Genomic DNA, 20,016 nt, shown 5'->3' with positions numbered 1-20,016 from the left:
GGCATATGATGAAGAGAACTTTAAGAGAGATTGCAAAATTAGTTAAAGGAAGAGTTATTGGAGATGAAGATATAGAGATAGATGGGGTTGGAGGGGCAGAGAATGCCAATTCTACTGATATAACCTTTGCTTTAAATGAAGAGTTTCTCCAATTAGCTCAACAGAAGGCGGGGGCAATTTTTGTAGTAGAGAGCTTGGCTGTTCAGAGGAGTTCTAAGCCTTTAATTATTGTTGATAACCCCAGATTGGCTTTTGCAAAAGTTGCTAAGTTATTTGCTTTTAAGCCTTACTATCACCCTGGGATAAGTAAAAATGCTTATATCGACGATAATGCTGATATAGGAGAGAATGTATCTATTCATGCAGGTGTGACAGTGGAGTCAGGGGCAAAGGTTGGTGATAATGTAGTTTTAGCTCATGGTGTATATATAGGCCATAATGTTATTATTGGTCAAGATAGTATCATCCATCCCAATGTGGTGGTAGAGTATGATTCCCAAATAGGAAAGGGGGTTGAGATTCACCCTAATACTGTAATTGGTTCTGAAGGTTATGGATTTGAACCAGCTAATGATGGTTATGTGAAGATTCCTCAATTTGGTAATGTGGTTATAGAGGATGATGTAGAGATTGGTTCCAATGTTACTATAGATAGGGCAGCAACAGCATCTACGATTGTGGGAAAAGGGACTAAGATAGATAATTTAGTTCATATAGCCCATAATGTAGAGATTGGTTCTGATTGCTTAATAGTAGCCCAAGTTGGCATTGCAGGAAGTGCTAAGATTGGAAATAGGGTAACTTTAGCAGGTAAGAGTGGTGTAGTAGGGCACTTGACTGTAGGTGATAATACTACATTAATCTCCAATAGTGTTATTACCAATGATGTCCCGCCAAACTCTGTTATTTCAGGATATCCAGCCCATGACCATCGCTTGGAGAGAAGGATTAAGGTGGCGCGGAAGAAATTACCTGATTTACTTAAAAAGGTTAGAAAATTGGAAGAAGATATTAAGAGTTTAGAAGAAAAATTAGAAGAGGAGAGATAAGGTTGAAAAGAATAGGATTATTAACTTTAGTAGTAATGGTTTCTTTGATGGCGACTCCTATAGCTAATGCTAGCACCTTTGGTGTTAATGGATTGGTGACTGTTCCAACAGCTAATATGCTTGATTCTACTGAATTAAATCTGACTTACCAGCATATTGGAGATGGTGATTTAATATTAGGTAGCTATGGGCTGAAAGATGGTTTAGAGATAGGTGGAGCAGCTCAGTGGCCTAATGGACTTGATGATGATGGTGAAAATTATCTGTTAGTTAAGGTGAATGTGCTAAAAGAAGATGCTAATTATATGCCAGAGATGTCTTTAGGAATAGTTGACCGAAATCTCTATTTAGTTGCTAGTAAATCAACTGATTTTTACGGGATTAGGGCTCACTTAGGGGTAGCTGATAAGGATATGATTAAAGATAGGGTCTTTGTAGGGATAAATAAGGTCTTAAATCCAGTCACTATTTCTAGTGGAGATGGCTCCTTTAATGTACCTACAACTACAGTAGCACTTGAATATAATGATGGGTTTAATTTAGGTGCAAATTTTGATTTTGGTTCAGGAATCTCTGCTAATTTAGGGGTATTGGACTTTGATGACTTTATTTTTGGAATCAATTTTAAAAATAAATTTTAGTCTTGAAAGCCTTTAACCTTTGGTTGAAGGCTTTTTGTCTTTCCCTAATTTGCTAAAAGGGGATATAGGTATTTGTCGGGAATAATATATTATATGATTGCCTTTAGATATAATTGGAGATGGATTTAATAGGGATATTGCGACAGCTCGATATTAGGTGGATAGATGGTTTGGTAGGTGGGTTAAACCTAACTACTTAACCCCTAACTACCCAATTACCAAAGAACAAAGTGTCGCACTGTCTCTATATAACCTTATATTTAAATTTGATTCTAAAGATGACAGAATATTGAGCTTTTACAACTGACTTATGAAATTTACTGCTGAGAATAGGAGAGAAGATATTGATGAGATCATATTGCAGAGAGATAATCTTATTAATCTTGTTATTGTTATCATTAGTTATTGCTGGGTGTAGTGATTCTACAGATTTAGGTGATGATTATGGTTATATTAGAGGGCATATCACTCTAGCCAATACCCCAATAGAGTCTGTAGCTACTCAATCTTCAGTTGAAAAGTCTAAGAATAATATCAAAGGATTAAGAGGGAGCACTCAAAAGAATAATTATGTTGCAGATGAGATTATAGTCTCTTTTAGTAAGTCAGCAGACATTAAGAAGATATTAAAGAAATATAGATTGAGTGTAAAGAAGAGTATCAAGAGGTTAGGTACTAAGACCTTAATTGGAGTGGGAGAAAGGGATATTAATGCCTTAATAAAAGAGCTTAATAATGAGCCAGAAGTTGCTTATGCAGAGTTGAATAGAATAGTTAGCATTATGGGAATAGGAGTTAATGACCCCGATTATAGTAATCAACAATGGAATTACTCAGCAATTAGTCTCCCTAAAGCTTGGGAGATTAGTACTGGTAGTACAGAGGTGACAGTAGCGGTAATCGACACAGGGATTGATTTAGACCATCCTGATTTACAGGGACAGTTAGATTTAGAGAATAGTATCAATATTCTTAATTCAGATCCTGAAAAGGGTATAATTGATACTAATAGCGATGATGATAATGGTCATGGGACTCATGTAGCTGGAATTATTGGAGCTACCACCAATAATCAAGAGGGGATAGCAGGAATCAATTGGAAAGTAAGTATTATACCTATAAAGGTTTTAGATTATTATGGAAACGGAAGTATTGATAATATAGCAGCTGGTATTGAATGGGCAGTAGACCATGGGGTTGATATGATTAATTTAAGTGTTGGTGGAGATTTTGATTCTCAGATATTGAAAGACGCTATAGATTATGCTCATGACAAAGAGGTAACTGTTATTGCTGCTTCAGGTAATGACGGGGAGGAGGATTACTTACGTTATCCTGCCGCTTATGAAAATACAATTGCTGTAGGTTCAATAGACTCTTCCTTAGACTTATCCAAGTTTTCTAATTATGGATTAGAACTGGATTTTGTGGCTCCAGGAGGAGGGATTTATTCAACTGTTCCAAATGGAAATTATTACGATAAGTATACTGATACAAGTTCTTCGGGCTATTATGCAATTTTTAGTGGTACTTCTATGGCTACTCCCCATGTAACAGGTGTAGCTGCTCTGCTTTTGGCTCAGGCTAGAGCAGAAGGGAATAATTTGACCCCAGAGCAATTAAAAGAAGAGCTGAGGTTAACTGCACAGGATCTAGGGGATAAAGGCAGAGATGATCAGTTTGGCTATGGTTTAATCAATGCCCATGCTGCTCTAGCCGATGCTAGGATTACTAAAGCTAAGGTCTTCACAGGTGAAGAAATTGATTATCTCAATTATCAAATCAAATTAAAGAGTGATATAATAAATGTAAGTGAAAATGGTACCTATGAATTAAAGAATAATGATGAAGGAAATTACTATGTATACTGTTGGATAGATTTAGATCAAGAAGGAGAAGAGGGTTATAATAAGATAGATAAAGGAGATTATTTTGCTAAAACTTCAAGCCTACTAGGTTCAGGAAATAATACTAATTTAGAGCTTAACTTAATTACTGAAGCTGATTTTAAAGAATTAAAGGTTATTGATTAGTTTGGGATTAAGAAAATTTATTGGGTAGGGTTATTTCTCTTTATTGGACTTTAGAGAGAGTAGCCTTATTTTTATTAAAGATATAGTGTCTTAAAAGGATTCTTTTAAATAAATTAGTACTTGTTGATTTTTACCTATTAACAAGAGAAGGTAAAAGTCGAAGTCATATCTAATATATATAATAAGTTTTCATTTTTTTCTTTAATAAAGTTAAAATTTTGAAAAAATTATGAATAATTAAAGGTATAAGGAGAATCAATGTATGAGTAGGTTTAGAATTACTTTAGTAGATAGATATCTGATCAGTGAATTTTTAAAGCCTTTTATCTTCTTTATCTTTGCTTTAACTATTATTATGATTAGTAGTTTCTTATTTGAATTAACAGATTTGATAATCATTAAGAAGGTTCCAATAGATGTAGTATTAAAGCTATTGCTATATAAATTACCTGATGTGATGGTACAGAGTTTTTCTATCTCTGTCTTATTCTCTACACTATTATCTATGAGCCAATTTGTAAAGAATAACGAATTTACGGCTTTAAGAATGGGAGGAATCTCTTTACACCGTTTAATCTTTCCTGTGTTGATAATTGGTCTGTTAGTCAGTGGCTTAACCTTCTTTATCAACGAAAAGGTCGTTCCTTGGACCAATCATGAGGCTGAGAATATAGTTAGAAGAACTATTTTACAAAAAGGTTTACCTAACCTACAGGAAGGTGTATTCTTTAAGATAGATGATAGGTATTTTTATATCGATGATATCGAGGAGAGTACTGGTAATTTAAATAATATTATACTCTATGAGCTCGATAAAGAGGATAAGTTTCCTTTAATTATTACTGCTAATAAAGGTATATTTAGGGATAAAATCTGGAACTTAAAGCAAGGGGTTATGCATGAATTTGATGAGGAAGGAAATCTAGTGGGGCAATCTGATTTTAACGAACTTAAATTGAATATAAATGAAAAAATCAAGGACTTTTATGGTGAGCAAAGGACTACTTCAGAGATGAGCCGAGAGCAGTTGAAGAAGGATATTAGAATCTTTCAGGATAGTGGTATCAGTGTTAATTCATTACTGGTAGACTATCATCTTAAGTTATCAAAGGTATTTGCCAGTGTGATCTTCATCTTAATTGGAATACCATTAAGTATTAAATCAAGTAAAGGGAAGGCCTTTGGATTAATAATAAGTATAGTCATTATCTTTAGCTATTATATTTCTATATCCTTCTGCCGTTCTTTAGGGAGAAATCAGATATTAACTCCTTTAATCGCTGCTTGGTTGCCCAACCTCGTCTTTGGAATAGTGGGAACATATTTAATATTAAAGGAAGAGTATTTTAAACTAAAAGGATAGATATTAAGACAGTAATTAGTAATGAGTAAGAAGTGATGAGAAAAAATTAATTGTTAGCAATAACTTATCATTCGTCACTAAAAGGCTTTAGCTCTAAGATAGAGGTGGATAGATATGAAGATAATAAAGATAGTTGATAAATATTTAATTGCAGAATTTGTTAAACCTTTTCTCTTTATGGTCTTTGCTCTGACTGTAATTATGATCAGTAGCTTTTTATTTGAGTTAACTGACTTTATAATAATTAAAAAGATACCTAGTAGTGTGGTAGCAAATCTATTATTATATAGAGTACCCCAAGTAATGGTAGATAGTCTATCGATGGCGGTTTTATTCTCTACTATCTTATCTTTAAGTCGTTTGGTTAAAGATAGTGAGTTTACGGCATTGAGAATGGCTGGAATCAACTTTTGGAGATTACTTATTCCACTATTAATTTTAGGACTTTTAATTAGTGGGCTGACATATATAATGAATGAAGAGCTAGTCCCATGGTCTAATACTAAATATCATAATATTATCAAGTATTCTATCCATAAAAAAGATGACCCTAGACTCCATAAGAATGTATTCTTTAAGTGGGAGAATAGATATTTCTATCTTGGAGAGGTCAATGACCAGAATAAGCAGATAAATAAAGTGGTGGTCTATGAACAACTAGAAGAAAGCAATAAATTAACTACCTCAATAGAAGGATATGTTGATGGAAGCCGTTTATACTTAAAGGATGCTATTGTTTATAGTCTAGGAGAAGATAATTATAGTCAAGAGATGAATAAATTTGCTCATCTTGAATTTAATATCGGTAAGGATGTAAAAGAGTTCTATGGTGAAGAGAAGAAGAGTAATGAGATGAATAGAGCTGAGTTAGAAGAAAGAATTGAATTATTTAAGGCTAGTGGTAAGGATATAAGTAAATTATTAGTAGAATATCACTTAAACCTATCAGAGGCTCTAGTATCTCTAATCTTTGTTCTAATTGGAGCACCATTGAGTATTAAATCTAATAAGGGGCGTATCTTTGGTATTATAGCCAGTTTAATTATTATTTTTGTCTATTATGTGATTCAATCAATTAGCCGTTCTTTGGGGTTAAATGGTATATTACCTCCCTTTTTGGCAGCATGGTTACCAAACATCATTTTTGCGGTAATAGGACTTATACTAATCTTAAAAGAAGATTATATCAATATTAGATAAGAGGGAGTGAGGAGAATCAAACTAAATATCCTAAAAGTTGTATTAATAGTTATAGTTGTCGTTTTGTTTACTCCTCATTCTTTTGCAGAAAGTAATAAGGGTAAGCTTACAGCTGATAGAGTCCAGTATTATCGTGAACAAGAACTAATAATAGCTACAGGGCATGCCAAGCTAGTAGTTGATGATGTAGAGATCAGTTCTAGTAGTATGGAGATAGATTTAAAGTCTAATATGTTAAATGCAGAGGGAAAAGTGCATCTTAAGAATGAGGATGGGGAATTTGATAGCAAAGAGCTAGAGTATAACATTAAGACTAAGGAAGGAATATTTATTGAATCTGAGGGAATTATTGTAACTGAAGAGTCTCAAGACCCAATCTATGTAAAAAGTGCTAAGACAGAGTATAGTAATGACCAGACAAAGATTGTAGACAGTGAATTTACGACTTGTGATCTGGAAGAACCCCATTATCATATGAGTTCAACAAGTACTGTTATCTATCCCGGGGACAAGCTGATAGCTTACAATGTTGTACTATGGGAGTTCAATGGAAAAGTACCTATTCTTTATTTTCCAATTGTAGTATATTCCTTTAAAGATAAAAAACCAATGGAGGTTGAGGTTGGTAATAATAAGGATAGAGGATGGTTTATTAAGACTACTCATCATTACTATCTCAACTCCCATTATGATAACCCTGTATTAAATATGTTAGCTGGAGATTTTGGACAGTATTATATTGATGGCTATAGTAAGTCAGGTTTTGCTGGAGGTTTTAAGCATGCTTATCGTACCTTAGAAGATGACCATGCTTATCTCTATTTTTATCTAGACCAAGATAAACAAAGATCTGAGCAGAGCCCTTGGATTACTATGGAGCTTAATCGTGAACAGAAATTTAATGGTGGTAGGGATAAGAGAGAACAGAACTTAGAGTACAGAAATTATTATAATAGTTCTTGGACAAGAAGAGAACAGGGTCTTTATTTAGATTATGATTTTGACCAAGATTTAGCTTTAGAAAATTGGGATACTAGGGTTGGATTGGATTATAATAAAGATAAGACCCATGATAATAGAATCATCTTAAACTCATATTTTGATAAATTAAGAAATAAGAGTACTGATGATTATATAGGTCTTGATGTATATTATGACCTAGATGATAAAGAGAGTGGTAGGTTTGATTCTGAAGCTGATATTAACTTTGACTATCAGCATAAATTTTTATCAGAAGAGAAGTCAGATGATACTTTAAAGATAGATTTAGATTATAATCGAGAAAAGGATAGGTATCAGGGAGAAGATGAAATTAAGAATGAATATGGCTCTAATTTCAATTATAGAGGATACATTAAGCGTAAAGAGAATATAAGGGATGATTATTATAATATAGACTTGAGTTATGATAGAATTGATAGAAGCAATTGGACTAGCTATTATGCCTACAATGATAGATTACAAAAATATCAAATTGACCTTAAACAATATAAGAGATACTTTACTAATACTTTATATTTAGATTATGATCTTGATTATAAATATTATCAATATGTGGATTATGATGATAGTCAAAGAGATGGAGATGCTTTTGAGTATCTCACTACCTTGAAGCTTGCTGAAAATAAAAGGATTTATGAGTGGTTTATTGAAACAGAATTGAAAGAAGGAGATATTAGAGAGCCTTCAAGGAGTAATAATATAAATGATAGCTTAACCGAGACAGAACACTATAACCTCCCTAAGGCTGAATTCACACTTAAGCCTGGTCGAATTTGGGATGCTAAGATACTAGATCCTTTGGAAGTCAGTGCTGGAGGCGTAAGGAGATATTATTACAAATGGAAGGATGACCCATATCCTATTAAAGAGCATGGATATTATAAGCTGGATTATAGTGATTATTGGAGGATTAATAATAGTAATAGATTGAGATATAAAGAGCAATTACAGCAAGATATTTATAGTACTAACCAACAACGCTTTAGTTATGATAGCCAGTTGGTATTACAGACAAATTTCTTAAAAAATTGGGAGAATAGGCTAGAGCATAATTATCGGATGACTCAAGGCGAGGTAATGGAAGGTTTTGAAGAGGCAGAAGAGGATGAACATAATATAGAGTGGGAGTTGGATTGGAGAAAGAATCAAAGTAGATTTAAAGTTGAGACAGGATATGATTTGTTGGCTGAAGCAGGAGAAGAGTATGATCCTTTAAAGGTTACCTTCGATTATCTATTGAATGATAATTATACAATTAAGAACAATATCAGATATGATTTAAATGAGATGCGTTTTGATAAGATTGATACATCTATAATTGTAGATTATCTTAATTTTGATTATCAATTGGATTTATATTATTATTATGATAAAGTTGATGACAAGTTAAATGGAAAATGGGATACTGAGTTAGATTGGACATTTGGTGAGAAAGATTGGGAATGGACAATTAAGCTAGAAGGCAGTTATGATTTTGAAGATGGAGAGTATGATAAAGCCAACTTCAGTGTTGAAAAGATGTTACATTGTAGAAGGGTAATATTCAGTTATGATTATATGGAAGAGGAGATTGCTTTTAAATATCAAATCTTATCATTTCCAAACCATGCTTTTGGAATTAAATCTGAAAAAGGGCAGGTATCAGTTGGTGATGGTAATTTAGGAGGGGTTTTAGATGAAGAAAATTAAAATAATATTAGCTATATTATTTATAAGTTTAACCTTTGCTAGTCTATCTTTCTTTTATTCTAATGAGAGTCAAGAGGAAGATGATACTTCCCCTAATTATCAATATCAAATAGATAGTCCCCGGGTTATTACCTATAATAATGGGGATAAGCGCTGGGATATTACTGCTAATCAAATCCTGATTCCAAAAGATGAAGATAAAAAGAAGGAGACTGAAGTTATTTTAAAGGATATTCAAAAAGGAGAATTATTTAATAAGGGAGAGGTTGAATATACCTTAGATGCTGAGGAGATAGTCTATTTTAAAGGAAGTAAGGATATAAAGCTAAAGGGGAATATTAGATTAGATAAGGTAGATGGTGAAGAGATTAGAACTGAAAAGTTAGACTGGCTTGATAAGAGAAAGGAATTTGTTACTGATAATGATGTCAAGGTTACCCTTGATGATGGAGAGCTATTTGCTAAAAAGATGAGAATGGATGTAGAGAATGATATCATAGACTTTTCTGGTAATGTAGAGATGGAGTTTGAGCTTAAAGGGGTTGGCTCTGATGAGGATTAAACTGGTTATATTGCTTTCTCTGATGCTCCTTTTTTCTGTTACAATAAATGCTGAAGAAGCAAAAGAAGGGGTAGAAAAGAGCGAAAGAGCCAAGCTAAAAGCTGATAGATTGAGATATAAGAAGGATGAGAATCTATATATAGGTAATGGTAATATCAGATTGGACTATGATGGAAATCTGATTACATCCAATAAATTGAGATTAGAGCGTGATGATAATATAGCTTATTTTAGCGAAGATGTTTATTTACAGCGAGAATCAGGTGATAAAATTAAAAGTGATAAGTTAGAATTTGATATAGATAATGATATTTTAGTAGCAGAAGATGATGTAAAGCTTGATTCTAAAAAGGATAATAAGCCTTTAAAGCTAAGTAGTGAGTATTTGAAGGTCTGGACTGAAAATGATAACATGGAGGCAAAACAGAACGTGTTTGTTCTCTATGATGGTCAAGAGATTCAAGGAGAGAGTCTAAATTATGATGGGCAGAAAGATGAGATGTTAGTTAAAGAAGATGTGGAGCTAAAGGAGGACGGACAGTGGCTTAAGAGTGATAAAATTATTATCTATATTAAAAAGGGAGATTTTGATGCTACTGGAAATGTTCAAATGGAATTTGACATATAATAACAAGCAAAGATATAGTAGGGAGCATACTCTACTATATTTTTTTAGATTTATACAAAATTTTTGAGTTTATCTTCTTTTTTTGCTATAATATTTAAGGATGTAGTTATACAATAGAGAGAGATTATGACACTTTTTTATTAGCTACTCCTTCAGGGCTAAAAACAAGCCCTTTGTGATAAATCCGTTGCTGGCTTCTAGCCTTTAGCTTTTAAGGTCTTAGCTAATAACCAGTAGCTATAAGCTAGTAGCAAAACTGTCGCAATATACCCATAAAGAGATACTATTTATGCCTAAATTTAATTAATAAAACATGTCATTTCAATAATTTTAATAATATAGAGTTATTAGGAGAAACTAATATGATAGTAGATAGATGCAAACTTGTCTTTTTAGTAAAGACAAAATGATAGAATAGGAGTGAATATAATGTTTCTCCTAAACTCTGATTTTAGAAAGGATATTTTGCTTCTTTTGGTCGTGACAATCTTTTTGGTCTCTTTAACCTCGATTATAATCGGATATTTAGCAGATTACTATTTTGGTGATACTATCAGTGGTCTATTAGGAGAATATGGTGAATATGACCTTGCTTTAATTTTGGACAAAGAGGCTAAAGAGAGGGCTAGTGAAGAGATAGAGGATATTATTGAGAATAATTTTCCTGGTTCAGAGCTTATTTTAGGTGTTGAGGTAGTAGGAAAGACAAACTTTTTTATTAAGTTGGCTTCTAAATATAGAAATAGAGATATTTACATAAAAATTGGTGATTATTTTGAGAATGTTTCAGGACTTAATAGTGTATCTATTATGACAGAACCTCGAATAACTATTAGAGGTTTAAATAGAGAGGTTAGAGATTTAATTGAGGATCAGGTTGATGGTTTAGCAGGGGTTGACTTTAGCTTTCCAGATGGCGATAAATTGGAGATTATTATCAAGAAAGCAGAGTTAATAGAGTCTGTGACTAAAAAGGTTCAAAATGTATTAAATCAGTATCAAGTGCTTTCAATTCGATTTCCAATCACTCAAAATGAGGATGAGATTCTAGAATTGAGTGATGAACTGGTCAGAGAGCTTAATAAGAGCCATCCTAATTTGATTGAAAATATTACTACAACAGGTGTAAGTGACTTAGATGCCTTGGTCAAGACTATGACTGAGATGAAGAGATTCTTAGAAGGATATGCTACTAAGGTCACGATTGCTCTTCAAGAAGGGATAGAGGCTGAAGAGGGTCAGAGGTTTATAGTTCCAGCCAAGGGAGATAGGCAGGTGATCTTAAGGGTTACAGCAGCAAAGAATCAAGTAGCTAGGGCTGTTGTTGAAAAAGGTGATAGTAGAGAGATACTGACTAATGAAGCTTATTTCTTTAAGGATGATCAATTAGGAGATTTGGTAGGAGAGATTCAAGTTGACAATCCTAGACAAGAGTTGGCCTATGCAGTCAGCGAAACTACTAAATTATTGCCTAGATTGGACTCTATCTTCCAAACAGCTACTGGCACAGTCACCAATTTAATTAATACCCTAGCAGTCTTTAAAGATTTAGAAGACTCTATCTTTGAGCTTCAGGGGTTGAACCAGCAGTTAAAGGTCTACAAAAAGGATATAGATAAGATAGAACTTGATAGTTTACGAGATGCTGTTAGTCGATTAGATAAGGTTTTAACCCGTTTGGTTAAAATAGTTAGAGAGCTAAACTTTTTTAAGGAGATACTTCAAGATATTAATTTTAAATTAAAAGCAGTGGCTGAGAGTGTCAGTCAGAGAACTGATGATATTTCAGCAAGCAATCTATATCGAGCAGATATAATTGAACTAGAAAAGACTATTCTTGATTTTTCAAATAGATTAGATACTAATACTACTAAGATTATACGTTATATTAATCAATATAATCCTATCTTAGAAGAGTTAGTTAAATGGCAAGAGGATGTGAGAGGGTTCAATAATTTTATTAATAAGGTTGCCGAAATTGATAGAGAAAGCTTAAAGGATACTTTGGGTAATATTACTGATAGAGATCTGGTCTATAAGGTTGGTGAGCTAAATAGCCAGAGCTTGCAGCAGGATATTGTCGGTTTAAGAGAAGACCTTGCTGAATTAAAAAAAATAGATTTAGCAAGTATTATTAAAGAAATAGAATATATAGACAACTCTTTACCAAAACTAAAGGATGAGGAGATCACAGATAGCATCGATTTAATTGATAAACATATTCAGGGGCAGGTTATTCCAGGAACTCAAATAACACTATTATTACCTAGTCAAGGAGTTAAATTGAATCAGCTTAAGAATGAGATTAAGAACTATATCTCTAATCAGATTACTATTTATAGCTCTCAAGCAGGTTTGATTAGCCCTGATTTGCGGGGTCAAATCTCTCAAATATTAGGAGAAGTTAAGGGTTTATTGACTGCCTTTACAGCAATCATTTTAACTTTAACCTCCTTGATTTTTGACCATACCTTAATCATTAATTCCATTAAAATACATGGGGGAAGCTTTGATAGGAAATGGTATTCTGATGAGGCTAATTATTATGGTTTTATAGTTGGTGCTTTGACTTTAGGTACTGTCTTTTATTTAAGTCAAGCAAGGATTCCCTATGTACCAAGCTATACTAGCTTCTTATTTGGAGGGGTTTTAGGGATCTTTACTGTCAATAAAGCTGAGGTTATGAATAAGATATCTGATGAAGAATTTAGAGCAGGGCAGGCTTTGGGGTTTACTTATGGTGAGATTATGAGAGAGATTATAGTTCCTTCAGGTAAGCCTGGTATATTGAAGTTTTTAAACAGGAAGAAGACTTATTTTTAATTAGTGTTGGTGTCAGCTTGAGTTTACTTATAGTCAGTAAACTTTAGAATCAAATTCAAACGGGTCTTTATGGATATTATGACATTTTAAGTCTAAGATTAAGTAAGCTATAAAGTTATTATTTTAATCATTTACTTAAACTCAGACTAATCAATCGGGAGGTAGAATGTTAGAAGTTAAAGGTTTGATTAAAAGATATGGTCATAAAGAGGTTTTAAAAGGGGTTAATTTTAAAATCAATCAAGGAGAGACTGTAGCTATTATGGGACCTAGTGGATGTGGTAAGTCAACTACCATCCGCTGTTTAAACCGTCTGACAGAGCCTGATGATGGAAAGGTTATTTTTAAAGGATTATCCATTATGGAGCTGCCTGAGGATAGATTGTTAAATTGGCGTAAAGAGGTTGGTTTTGTCTTTCAGAAATTTAATTTAATTGATAGGTTAACGGTTTTAGAGAATGTAATGTTACCTTTGATTAAGAGTGGTCTTAAAGCAGAAGACTTAAAAGAGAGGGCCATCTTATCTTTAAAGAAGGTTAGAATGGAAGATGAGATAGATAGCTACCCAAATGAATTGAGTGGGGGACAAAAACAGAGAATTGGTATTGCTAGAGCTTTAATAGTTGAACCAAGTCTGATGCTATTAGATGAGCCTACAGCTTCTTTAGATCCGATTTTAGTTAAAGAGGTACTAGAAGTGATTGAGGATTTAACAAGAAAGAAGGATAAGATAGTTATTATTGTAACCCATGAGGTATCCTTTGCATTAAAGGTTGCCGATATAATCTTATTGATGAATAATGGAGTAGTAGTAGAGCGGGGTACTCCTGAGGATATATTTGAAAATCCAATTTCAGAGGTTGGGAGAAGATATAAAGAATTGTTAGATTATTATTAGGTTTTAGTCTAGGTTTAAGATTTAATGGTTAAATTTTGTTCTTAGAGTTAAACTTAATTTAGATTTGATTTATTGCTATGCAGGATGTTTTTGTTGTTTGTTGAACTAATATAAGGTTAAAGGAGGTAAGAGTTTGGATAGGAAGCAACATACAATAAAGAAAGAGTTTACTTATACAGGTATTGGACTCCATACTGGCAAGAATGTTACTATTAATTGTAAATCTTTAGGTGTTAACCAGGGTATCAGATTTAGACGGATAGATTTGGAAGGTTGTCCAGAGATAAAGGCTGGTATTGACAATGTAGTATCAACACAGCGTTGTACAACTATTGGTAAAAGCAGTTGGGATGTTAATACTATTGAGCATTTGATGTCGGCATTAAATGCATTAAAGATAGACAATTTATTAATTGAAATTGATGCAAATGAGCTTCCAGTTACTGATGGGAGTGCCAAAATTTTTTATGAGCTAATAAAAGAAGCAGGAGTTCAAAAGCAGAAGGAAGATAAAGAGGTTTATAAAATTGATCAAGCAATCTATGTCAAAGAAGGAGATCAGGCTTTGATAGTGTTACCTGATGATAATTTAAAGATAAGTTATACCTTTGTCAGTAACCATCCTTCTTTGCAAGACCAATTTGCCGAATTCACTATTGATGAGAATACTTATTATAATGAAATAGCTGCTGCTAGAACCTTTGGCTTTTCCCATGAGATTGAGAGATTACAGGAGTCTGGTTTAGCATTAGGAGGCAGTTTAGACAATGCTATTTTAGTTGGGGAAGATGGTCCAATTAATGAATTGAGATTTAATAATGAATTTGCAAGGCATAAGATTCTAGATATTTTGGGAGATATCAAATTAGCACCAGAATTTAAAGGTCATATTATTGGAATTAGATCTGGTCATAGGTTAAATTCTATCTTGTCTAGAAAGCTTAAAGAGAGATTATTGAAATAGGAGGAATGAAAATGTTAGATATCAATGAAATTCAGAAAATTTTACCACATCGGTATCCATTCTTATTGGTGGATAGAATCTTAGAGGTTCAGCCAGGAAAGAAGGTTGTAGGCTTAAAGAATGTAACTGCAAATGAACAATTTTTTAATGGGCATTTTCCAGGCCATCCAATTATGCCAGGAGTACTGATAATAGAAGCAATGGCTCAAGTTGCAGGGGTAGGCTTATTAACTACAGTAGATAACCCTGAGGAGAAAGTACCATATTTTGCACGTATTGAAGATGCACGGTTTAAGCACCCAGTTAAGCCAGGAGATCAATTGATCTTTGAAGTTGAAGTAGTTAAATTAAGACGAGGAATTGGTAAGGTCGCGGCTAAGGCTTTAGTAGATGGAGAAATAGTAACAGAGGCAACTTTAACTTGTGCGATACAAGACAAATAAAAGGACAAAGGGGGGGACCAGATGGAAAAGACAAAGGATAATAAGGTGGTACATTTGAATAAGAAAATTCATAAGACAGCAGTCGTTCATCCAGGTGCTAAAATAGGAGAAGGTGTGGAAATCGGTCCCTATGCTATCATTGGGGAAAATGTTGAGATTGGTGATAAGACTAAAATTGAGCCCCATGTAGTCATTCAAGGGTGGACTAAAATAGGTAAGAATAATAAGATTTTTAATGGTGCATCTATTGGTCAAGAACCACAGGATTTAAAGTTCCATGGTGAGAAGAGTTTTCTAGAGATTGGAGATAATAATACAATTCGTGAATTTGCTACTATACACCGTGGTACTGAAGAGGGTGGAGGTTTGACTAAGATTGGTGATAATAATTTAATCATGGCATATTGCCATGTTGCCCATGATTGCCAATTAGGTGATAGAATTATCATGTCCAATGCTGTTACTTTAGCAGGACATGTTATTGTAGAAGATTCAGCAGTGCTTGGTGGTTTGGCTGGAGTACATCAATTTGCTAGAGTTGGAAAGATGTCTATGATAGGGGCAGCCTCTAAAGTGGTTAAAGATGTTCCGCCATATGTATTGGTAGATGGACATCCTGCTTGTGCTAAGGGGATTAATATTGTAGGATTAAGAAGAAATGGTATCAGTCCTGAGTTGAGAACACAGATTAAGGATGCTTATAAGTTGTTATATAGATCAAATTTAAATATCTCTCAAGCAATTGAGAAGATGGATCAAGAACTAGATAGTAATCCTTTAATCGAACATTTCTTAAGGTTCTTAAGAAATGCTCAACGAGGAATTTGTAAATAATATAATGATAAGTTATGAGTGATAGGTAATAATTATTTAAGAGTTTACTTATCACTCATACTTGTTAATAGTTACTGTCATTCAACTTAATTTTATATTCTATTCTAAAGTTGGGTGATTATATTGGGAGGTTGATTATGGCTAGAATAGGTTTACTAGCAGGCAATGGCAATTTACCTGTTAAATTTGCTTATGCTGCAGTGGCAGCAGGAAATGAAGTTATTGCTATTACTCTCACTCCAGAAGCAGAGGTTGATGAACTAAAGAATGTAGCAACTAAGGTCTATCAGATTAGTGCTGGGCAATTGGATAAAATCATAAATATTCTCAAAGAAGAAGGAATTTGTGAGGTTATAATGTTAGGTAAAGTAACTAAAGAGCTACTTTATCAAGGGATAGAACTAGATCAGAGATTTATGCTCTTACTTAGTAATCTAAAAGAGAAGAATGATGATTCAATTATGCTAGCAATTGTTAAGGAGCTAGAGTCTGCTGGAATTAAAATCAGTGATCAGACTAAGTATATAACAGAACTATTACCAAATAAAGGTCTCTTAACAGCACTTAAGCCTGATGCTACAACATTAGCTGATATGGAGTATGGATTTAAGATGGCAAAGGAGATAGGTCGTTTAGATATTGGACAGACTGTTGTTGTCAAGGATAATGCCATTATGGCTGTAGAGGCTATCGAAGGAACTGATCAAGCTATTTTAAGAGGTGGTAAGCTAGGGCGAGGTGAAGTGGTCGTAGCAAAGGTAAGTAAACCTCAGCAAGACTTTAGATTTGATATTCCTGCTGTTGGCTTAGATACTCTGGAGAAGCTGATTGAAGTTAAGGCTAAAGGGTTAGTGATTGAAGCCAAAAAGACCTTTATTGTCGATCAAGAAGAGTTTATTAAGAGGGCAAATCAAGCAGGAATTACAATTATGGCAATGAGTAAAGAATAAATTTTTATTTTTAATTATTAACTATCAATTGTTAATTGATTTATAAGGTGGGTGATTAAATGCCAAAGATAATGGTAATAGCTGGTGAAGTATCTGGTGATATGCACGCAGCTAAGGTAATCAAAGAGATGAAGAAGCTTCATTCTAACCTTGAGTTTATTGGAATTGGCGGTCGACGTATGGAGTCAGAAGGTGTAGAATTAATTTATGATCCTACCAAATTAAGTACTATTGGTTTTATTGAGGCAATTAAGCATTTAAAGTTAGCCTATAAAATTTTGAATAAATTAGATAAAGCTATGAAAGAAGAGAAGCCAGATGTGATCTTATTAGTAGATTACTCTGGCTTTAATATGAAAGTGGCTAAAATAGCCCATAAACACAGAATTCCTGCTGTTAATTATTTTGCACCTTCTGCTTGGGTTTGGGGCAAAGGAAGAGCCAAAACGATGGCTAAACGCCAAGTAAAGATTGCGTCGGTCTTTCCTATGGAAGAGAAGGTGTACCGTCAAGCTGGTGCAGATGTTGAGTTTGTGGGTCACCCTATTTTAGACTTGGTGGAGCCTGAACTGTCTAAAGATAAATTTCAAGAGTCTTATGATATCAATTCTGATAATAGGATTATAGGGTTATTACCAGGAAGTCGTCAACAGGAAATAGAAGGATTATTAACTCCTATGTTAGAAGCAGCTCAAGAGATTAAGAAGAGTTATGAAAATATTCAATTTCTACTTCCCTTAGCAGATAGTATATCTAGAGAAGATATTAAAGAGAGAATAGAAAGCTATAATCTTGATATTAATTTAATTGCTGGTCATTCTTATGAGGTAATGGAGATAGCGGATTTATTATTAGTAGCTTCTGGAACAGCAACTTTGGAGGCAACCTGTTTTCAAACTCCAATGGTGATTGTCTATAAAACATCTAAGACCACATATTGGTTAGGAAAGCTGTTGGTTAAGTTGCCTTATATAGGTCTGCCTAATATCATTGCTGAGGATGAGATAGTACCAGAGCTGTTACAAGATGAAGTAACTGGTCAGCGAATAGCTAAAGAAGCAATTGCTATACTAAATTCACCAAAAAGAGTAGAGAGAATTAAAGCAGAGTTAAGAGATGTTGTAGTAAAACTAGGAGAAAGCGGAGCAACCAAACGAGTGGCTAGTTTGGTGCTAAGCACAGGGGGTATTATTTAAATGGAATTAGCTAAACGTGTACTTAGATATTTAAAGCCCTATAAAGGTAGAATAGTTTTAGCTGTTATTTCTATGATTTTAAATGCTGGTTTAAGTATTCTGTTTTTTGACAGATTTCAGGATTTAATCGATACAATGATTCAAGGACTAACTACTGGAGAAACAACCTTAGTGCAGTTGAATTGGATTATTATTGGTATATTCTTTATATTTCTTTTTAGAGGTATCTTCCAATATGGAGAGAAGTATTTTACTGCTTATGTCTCTCAAAATGCTGTCAAAGATTTAAGAAATAATCTATATCAACATTTACAAAGTCTTTCTTTAGATTTTTACACTAAAAATAAGACTGGAGAGATTATGTCCCGTACAACTAATGATGTTGGCAAGCTAGAAGGAGCTATAGCTTCAGGAGCTATTGGGATATTTAGCCAAATGTTCACTTTGCTTGGAGGTATAGGAAAGCTATTATATGATAATTGGAGCTTAACTTTAATATCCTTCTTTTTGTTTCCAGTGATTGGCTATGTAATTGATGTTTTTAATAAAAGAATTAGAAAGGTAAGTAAGAGAGCCCAAGTTAAAATAGGTAATCTCTCTGATGTTTTACAAGAGACTATTAGTGGAATTAGAGTAGTAAAATCTTTTGGAAGAGAAGAATATGAGTATGACCGTTTTGAAGAAGAGAACTATGCTAATTTTAGAGCTAATTTGAAAAACTCTCAATTAAAAGCTACATTAACACCAGTTACAGAGTTTTTGGCTGCAATGTCCTTTATTGTTGTATTATGGTATGGAGGGCGTCAGGTAATAGCAGCAAAGATGACACCTGGAGAATTGGTTGGTTTCTTCTCACTATTAATGTACATTACAAATCCTTTAAAGAGTATTACTAGGTTATCAGGAACTATTCAAGGTGCTTTAGCAGCTGCTGAAAGAATCTTTGAAATTATTGATATTCAACCAACGATTAAGGATAAAGTAGGAGCTAGAGAATTAACTGAAGTTGACGGGTATATCCACTTTAAAGACTTAGTCTTTAGTTATAATAATGATGAATTGGCTTTGGATAAAATCAATTTAAAGGCAAAGCCTGGACAAGTAATTGCCCTAGTAGGCTCTAGTGGAGCAGGAAAATCTACTTTAGTCAATATGATACCACGTTTTTATGATCCAGATAGTGGAGAGATAACTATTGACGGGGTAGATATAAGGGATATTACTATTAAATCATTAAGGGATAAGATAGGAATTGTTCCTCAGGAGACTGTTCTGTTTAGTGGAACAATTGCTGATAATATCCTCTATGGTCGCTTAGATGCCAGTGAGGAAGAGATTATTAAGGCTGCTAAGGCTGCCAATGCCCATGATTTTATTGAAGCATTTCCTGAGGGTTATGAGTCAGAGATAGGTGAGCGTGGTGCAGGGCTATCTGGAGGTCAAAAGCAGAGAATTGCTATAGCAAGGGCTATTTTAAAGGATCCAAGTATTTTGATTTTAGATGAGGCTACTTCAGCCTTGGATACAGAATCAGAGGCTCTAGTCCAAGATGCTTTAGATAGACTGATGAAGAACAGAACAACCTTTGTTATTGCTCATAGGCTATCTACTATTTTAGATGCTGATAAGATTGTTGTAATGGAGAGAGGAAAAGTAGTAGAGATGGGAAGCCATGAGGAATTGTTAGCAAAAGATGGACTTTATAAGAAGCTATACGAAATACAGTTCAATAAGTAGGTGA

General features: G+C 33.7%; 16 protein-coding genes. All 16 read left to right on the top strand.

The features are described 5' to 3' along the window. Positions 1-8: 8 nt before the first annotated feature. The 16 genes from lpxD (at position 9) to msbA (ending at position 20,012) form a co-directional block, all read left to right on the top strand. Positions 9-1,049 carry a UDP-3-O-(3-hydroxymyristoyl)glucosamine N-acyltransferase gene (gene lpxD / locus BX659_RS01135; protein WP_097017404.1) on the top strand — a complete coding sequence of 347 codons (1,041 nt, stop codon included), beginning with the start codon at positions 9-11 and terminating at the stop codon, positions 1,047-1,049. Between the two features lie 2 nt (positions 1,050-1,051). After that, positions 1,052-1,690, top strand: coding sequence for a YjbH domain-containing protein (locus BX659_RS01130; RefSeq protein ID WP_106231552.1), 639 nt, complete (start codon positions 1,052-1,054; stop codon positions 1,688-1,690). Between the two features lie 347 nt (positions 1,691-2,037). Then, entirely contained in the window at positions 2,038-3,723 is a 1,686-nt protein-coding gene (locus BX659_RS01125; RefSeq protein WP_106231550.1) for a S8 family peptidase, read from the top strand. 262 nt (positions 3,724-3,985) lie between these two features. Continuing rightward, entirely contained in the window at positions 3,986-5,086 is a 1,101-nt protein-coding gene (locus BX659_RS01120) for an LptF/LptG family permease (RefSeq protein WP_097017407.1), read from the top strand. A 114-nt stretch (positions 5,087-5,200) separates the two neighbouring features. Then, the gene (locus BX659_RS01115; protein WP_097017408.1) at positions 5,201-6,286 is read left to right on the top strand and encodes an LptF/LptG family permease; all 1,086 of its coding nucleotides are present in this window, start codon (positions 5,201-5,203) and stop codon (positions 6,284-6,286) included. A gap of 6 nt (positions 6,287-6,292) precedes the next feature. Then, the gene (locus tag BX659_RS01110; protein ID WP_106231549.1) at positions 6,293-8,977 is read left to right on the top strand and encodes an LPS-assembly protein LptD; all 2,685 of its coding nucleotides are present in this window, start codon (positions 6,293-6,295) and stop codon (positions 8,975-8,977) included. Further along, a complete protein-coding gene (gene lptC / locus BX659_RS01105; RefSeq protein ID WP_097017410.1) occupies positions 8,964-9,539 on the top strand; it encodes an LPS export ABC transporter periplasmic protein LptC in 576 nt (191 codons plus the stop codon). The genes BX659_RS01110 and lptC overlap by 14 nt, the downstream gene beginning before the upstream one ends. Beyond that, positions 9,529-10,167, top strand: coding sequence for an LptA/OstA family protein (locus tag BX659_RS01100; RefSeq protein ID WP_097017411.1), 639 nt, complete (start codon positions 9,529-9,531; stop codon positions 10,165-10,167). Before lptC ends, BX659_RS01100 begins: the two co-directional genes overlap by 11 nt. A 429-nt stretch (positions 10,168-10,596) precedes the next feature. Then, complete coding sequence (locus BX659_RS01095; protein ID WP_106231547.1) at positions 10,597-12,990, top strand: hypothetical protein; 2,394 nt, start codon at positions 10,597-10,599, stop codon at positions 12,988-12,990. 166 nt (positions 12,991-13,156) lie between these two features. Beyond that, entirely contained in the window at positions 13,157-13,888 is a 732-nt protein-coding gene (locus tag BX659_RS01090) for an amino acid ABC transporter ATP-binding protein (protein ID WP_106231546.1), read from the top strand. A 133-nt stretch (positions 13,889-14,021) separates the two neighbouring features. Continuing rightward, positions 14,022-14,852: a UDP-3-O-acyl-N-acetylglucosamine deacetylase gene (lpxC, locus tag BX659_RS01085; protein WP_106231544.1), complete on the top strand. Its 831-nt coding sequence runs from the start codon at positions 14,022-14,024 to the stop codon at positions 14,850-14,852. Between the two features lie 11 nt (positions 14,853-14,863). Further along, complete coding sequence (fabZ, locus tag BX659_RS01080; RefSeq protein WP_097017415.1) at positions 14,864-15,295, top strand: 3-hydroxyacyl-ACP dehydratase FabZ; 432 nt, start codon at positions 14,864-14,866, stop codon at positions 15,293-15,295. A gap of 21 nt (positions 15,296-15,316) precedes the next feature. After that, positions 15,317-16,129 carry an acyl-ACP--UDP-N-acetylglucosamine O-acyltransferase gene (gene lpxA / locus BX659_RS01075; protein ID WP_097017416.1) on the top strand — a complete coding sequence of 271 codons (813 nt, stop codon included), beginning with the start codon at positions 15,317-15,319 and terminating at the stop codon, positions 16,127-16,129. Positions 16,130-16,266: 137 nt separating this feature from the next. Then, positions 16,267-17,079 (top strand): LpxI family protein, encoded by an 813-nt coding sequence (locus BX659_RS01070; RefSeq protein WP_097017417.1) that lies wholly within the window; start codon positions 16,267-16,269, stop codon positions 17,077-17,079. 59 nt (positions 17,080-17,138) lie between these two features. Continuing rightward, a complete protein-coding gene (gene lpxB / locus BX659_RS01065; RefSeq protein WP_097017418.1) occupies positions 17,139-18,275 on the top strand; it encodes a lipid-A-disaccharide synthase in 1,137 nt (378 codons plus the stop codon). Then, the gene (msbA, locus tag BX659_RS01060) at positions 18,276-20,012 is read left to right on the top strand and encodes a lipid A export permease/ATP-binding protein MsbA (RefSeq protein ID WP_097017419.1); all 1,737 of its coding nucleotides are present in this window, start codon (positions 18,276-18,278) and stop codon (positions 20,010-20,012) included. Positions 20,013-20,016: the final 4 nt, after the last annotated feature.

The sequence above is a fragment of the Orenia metallireducens genome (assembly GCF_003001995.1).
Classification (GTDB): domain Bacteria; phylum Bacillota; class Halanaerobiia; order Halobacteroidales; family Halobacteroidaceae; genus Orenia; species Orenia metallireducens_B.
This window is presented reverse-complemented; position numbering and strand designations above follow the sequence as displayed.

Coding starts and splice junctions, on each gene's coding strand:
- BX659_RS01115 (WP_097017408.1), top strand. CDS start 5,201: ATGAAGATAATAAAGATAGTTGATAAATATTTAATTGCAGAATTTGTT.
- BX659_RS01070 (WP_097017417.1), top strand. CDS start 16,267: ATGGCTAGAATAGGTTTACTAGCAGGCAATGGCAATTTACCTGTTAAA.
- msbA (WP_097017419.1), top strand. CDS start 18,276: ATGGAATTAGCTAAACGTGTACTTAGATATTTAAAGCCCTATAAAGGT.
- BX659_RS01100 (WP_097017411.1), top strand. CDS start 9,529: ATGAGGATTAAACTGGTTATATTGCTTTCTCTGATGCTCCTTTTTTCT.
- fabZ (WP_097017415.1), top strand. CDS start 14,864: ATGTTAGATATCAATGAAATTCAGAAAATTTTACCACATCGGTATCCA.
- BX659_RS01125 (WP_106231550.1), top strand. CDS start 2,038: ATGAGATCATATTGCAGAGAGATAATCTTATTAATCTTGTTATTGTTA.
- lptC (WP_097017410.1), top strand. CDS start 8,964: ATGAAGAAAATTAAAATAATATTAGCTATATTATTTATAAGTTTAACC.
- lpxB (WP_097017418.1), top strand. CDS start 17,139: ATGCCAAAGATAATGGTAATAGCTGGTGAAGTATCTGGTGATATGCAC.
- lpxA (WP_097017416.1), top strand. CDS start 15,317: ATGGAAAAGACAAAGGATAATAAGGTGGTACATTTGAATAAGAAAATT.
- lpxD (WP_097017404.1), top strand. CDS start 9: ATGAAGAGAACTTTAAGAGAGATTGCAAAATTAGTTAAAGGAAGAGTT.
- BX659_RS01090 (WP_106231546.1), top strand. CDS start 13,157: ATGTTAGAAGTTAAAGGTTTGATTAAAAGATATGGTCATAAAGAGGTT.
- BX659_RS01120 (WP_097017407.1), top strand. CDS start 3,986: ATGAGTAGGTTTAGAATTACTTTAGTAGATAGATATCTGATCAGTGAA.
- BX659_RS01095 (WP_106231547.1), top strand. CDS start 10,597: ATGTTTCTCCTAAACTCTGATTTTAGAAAGGATATTTTGCTTCTTTTG.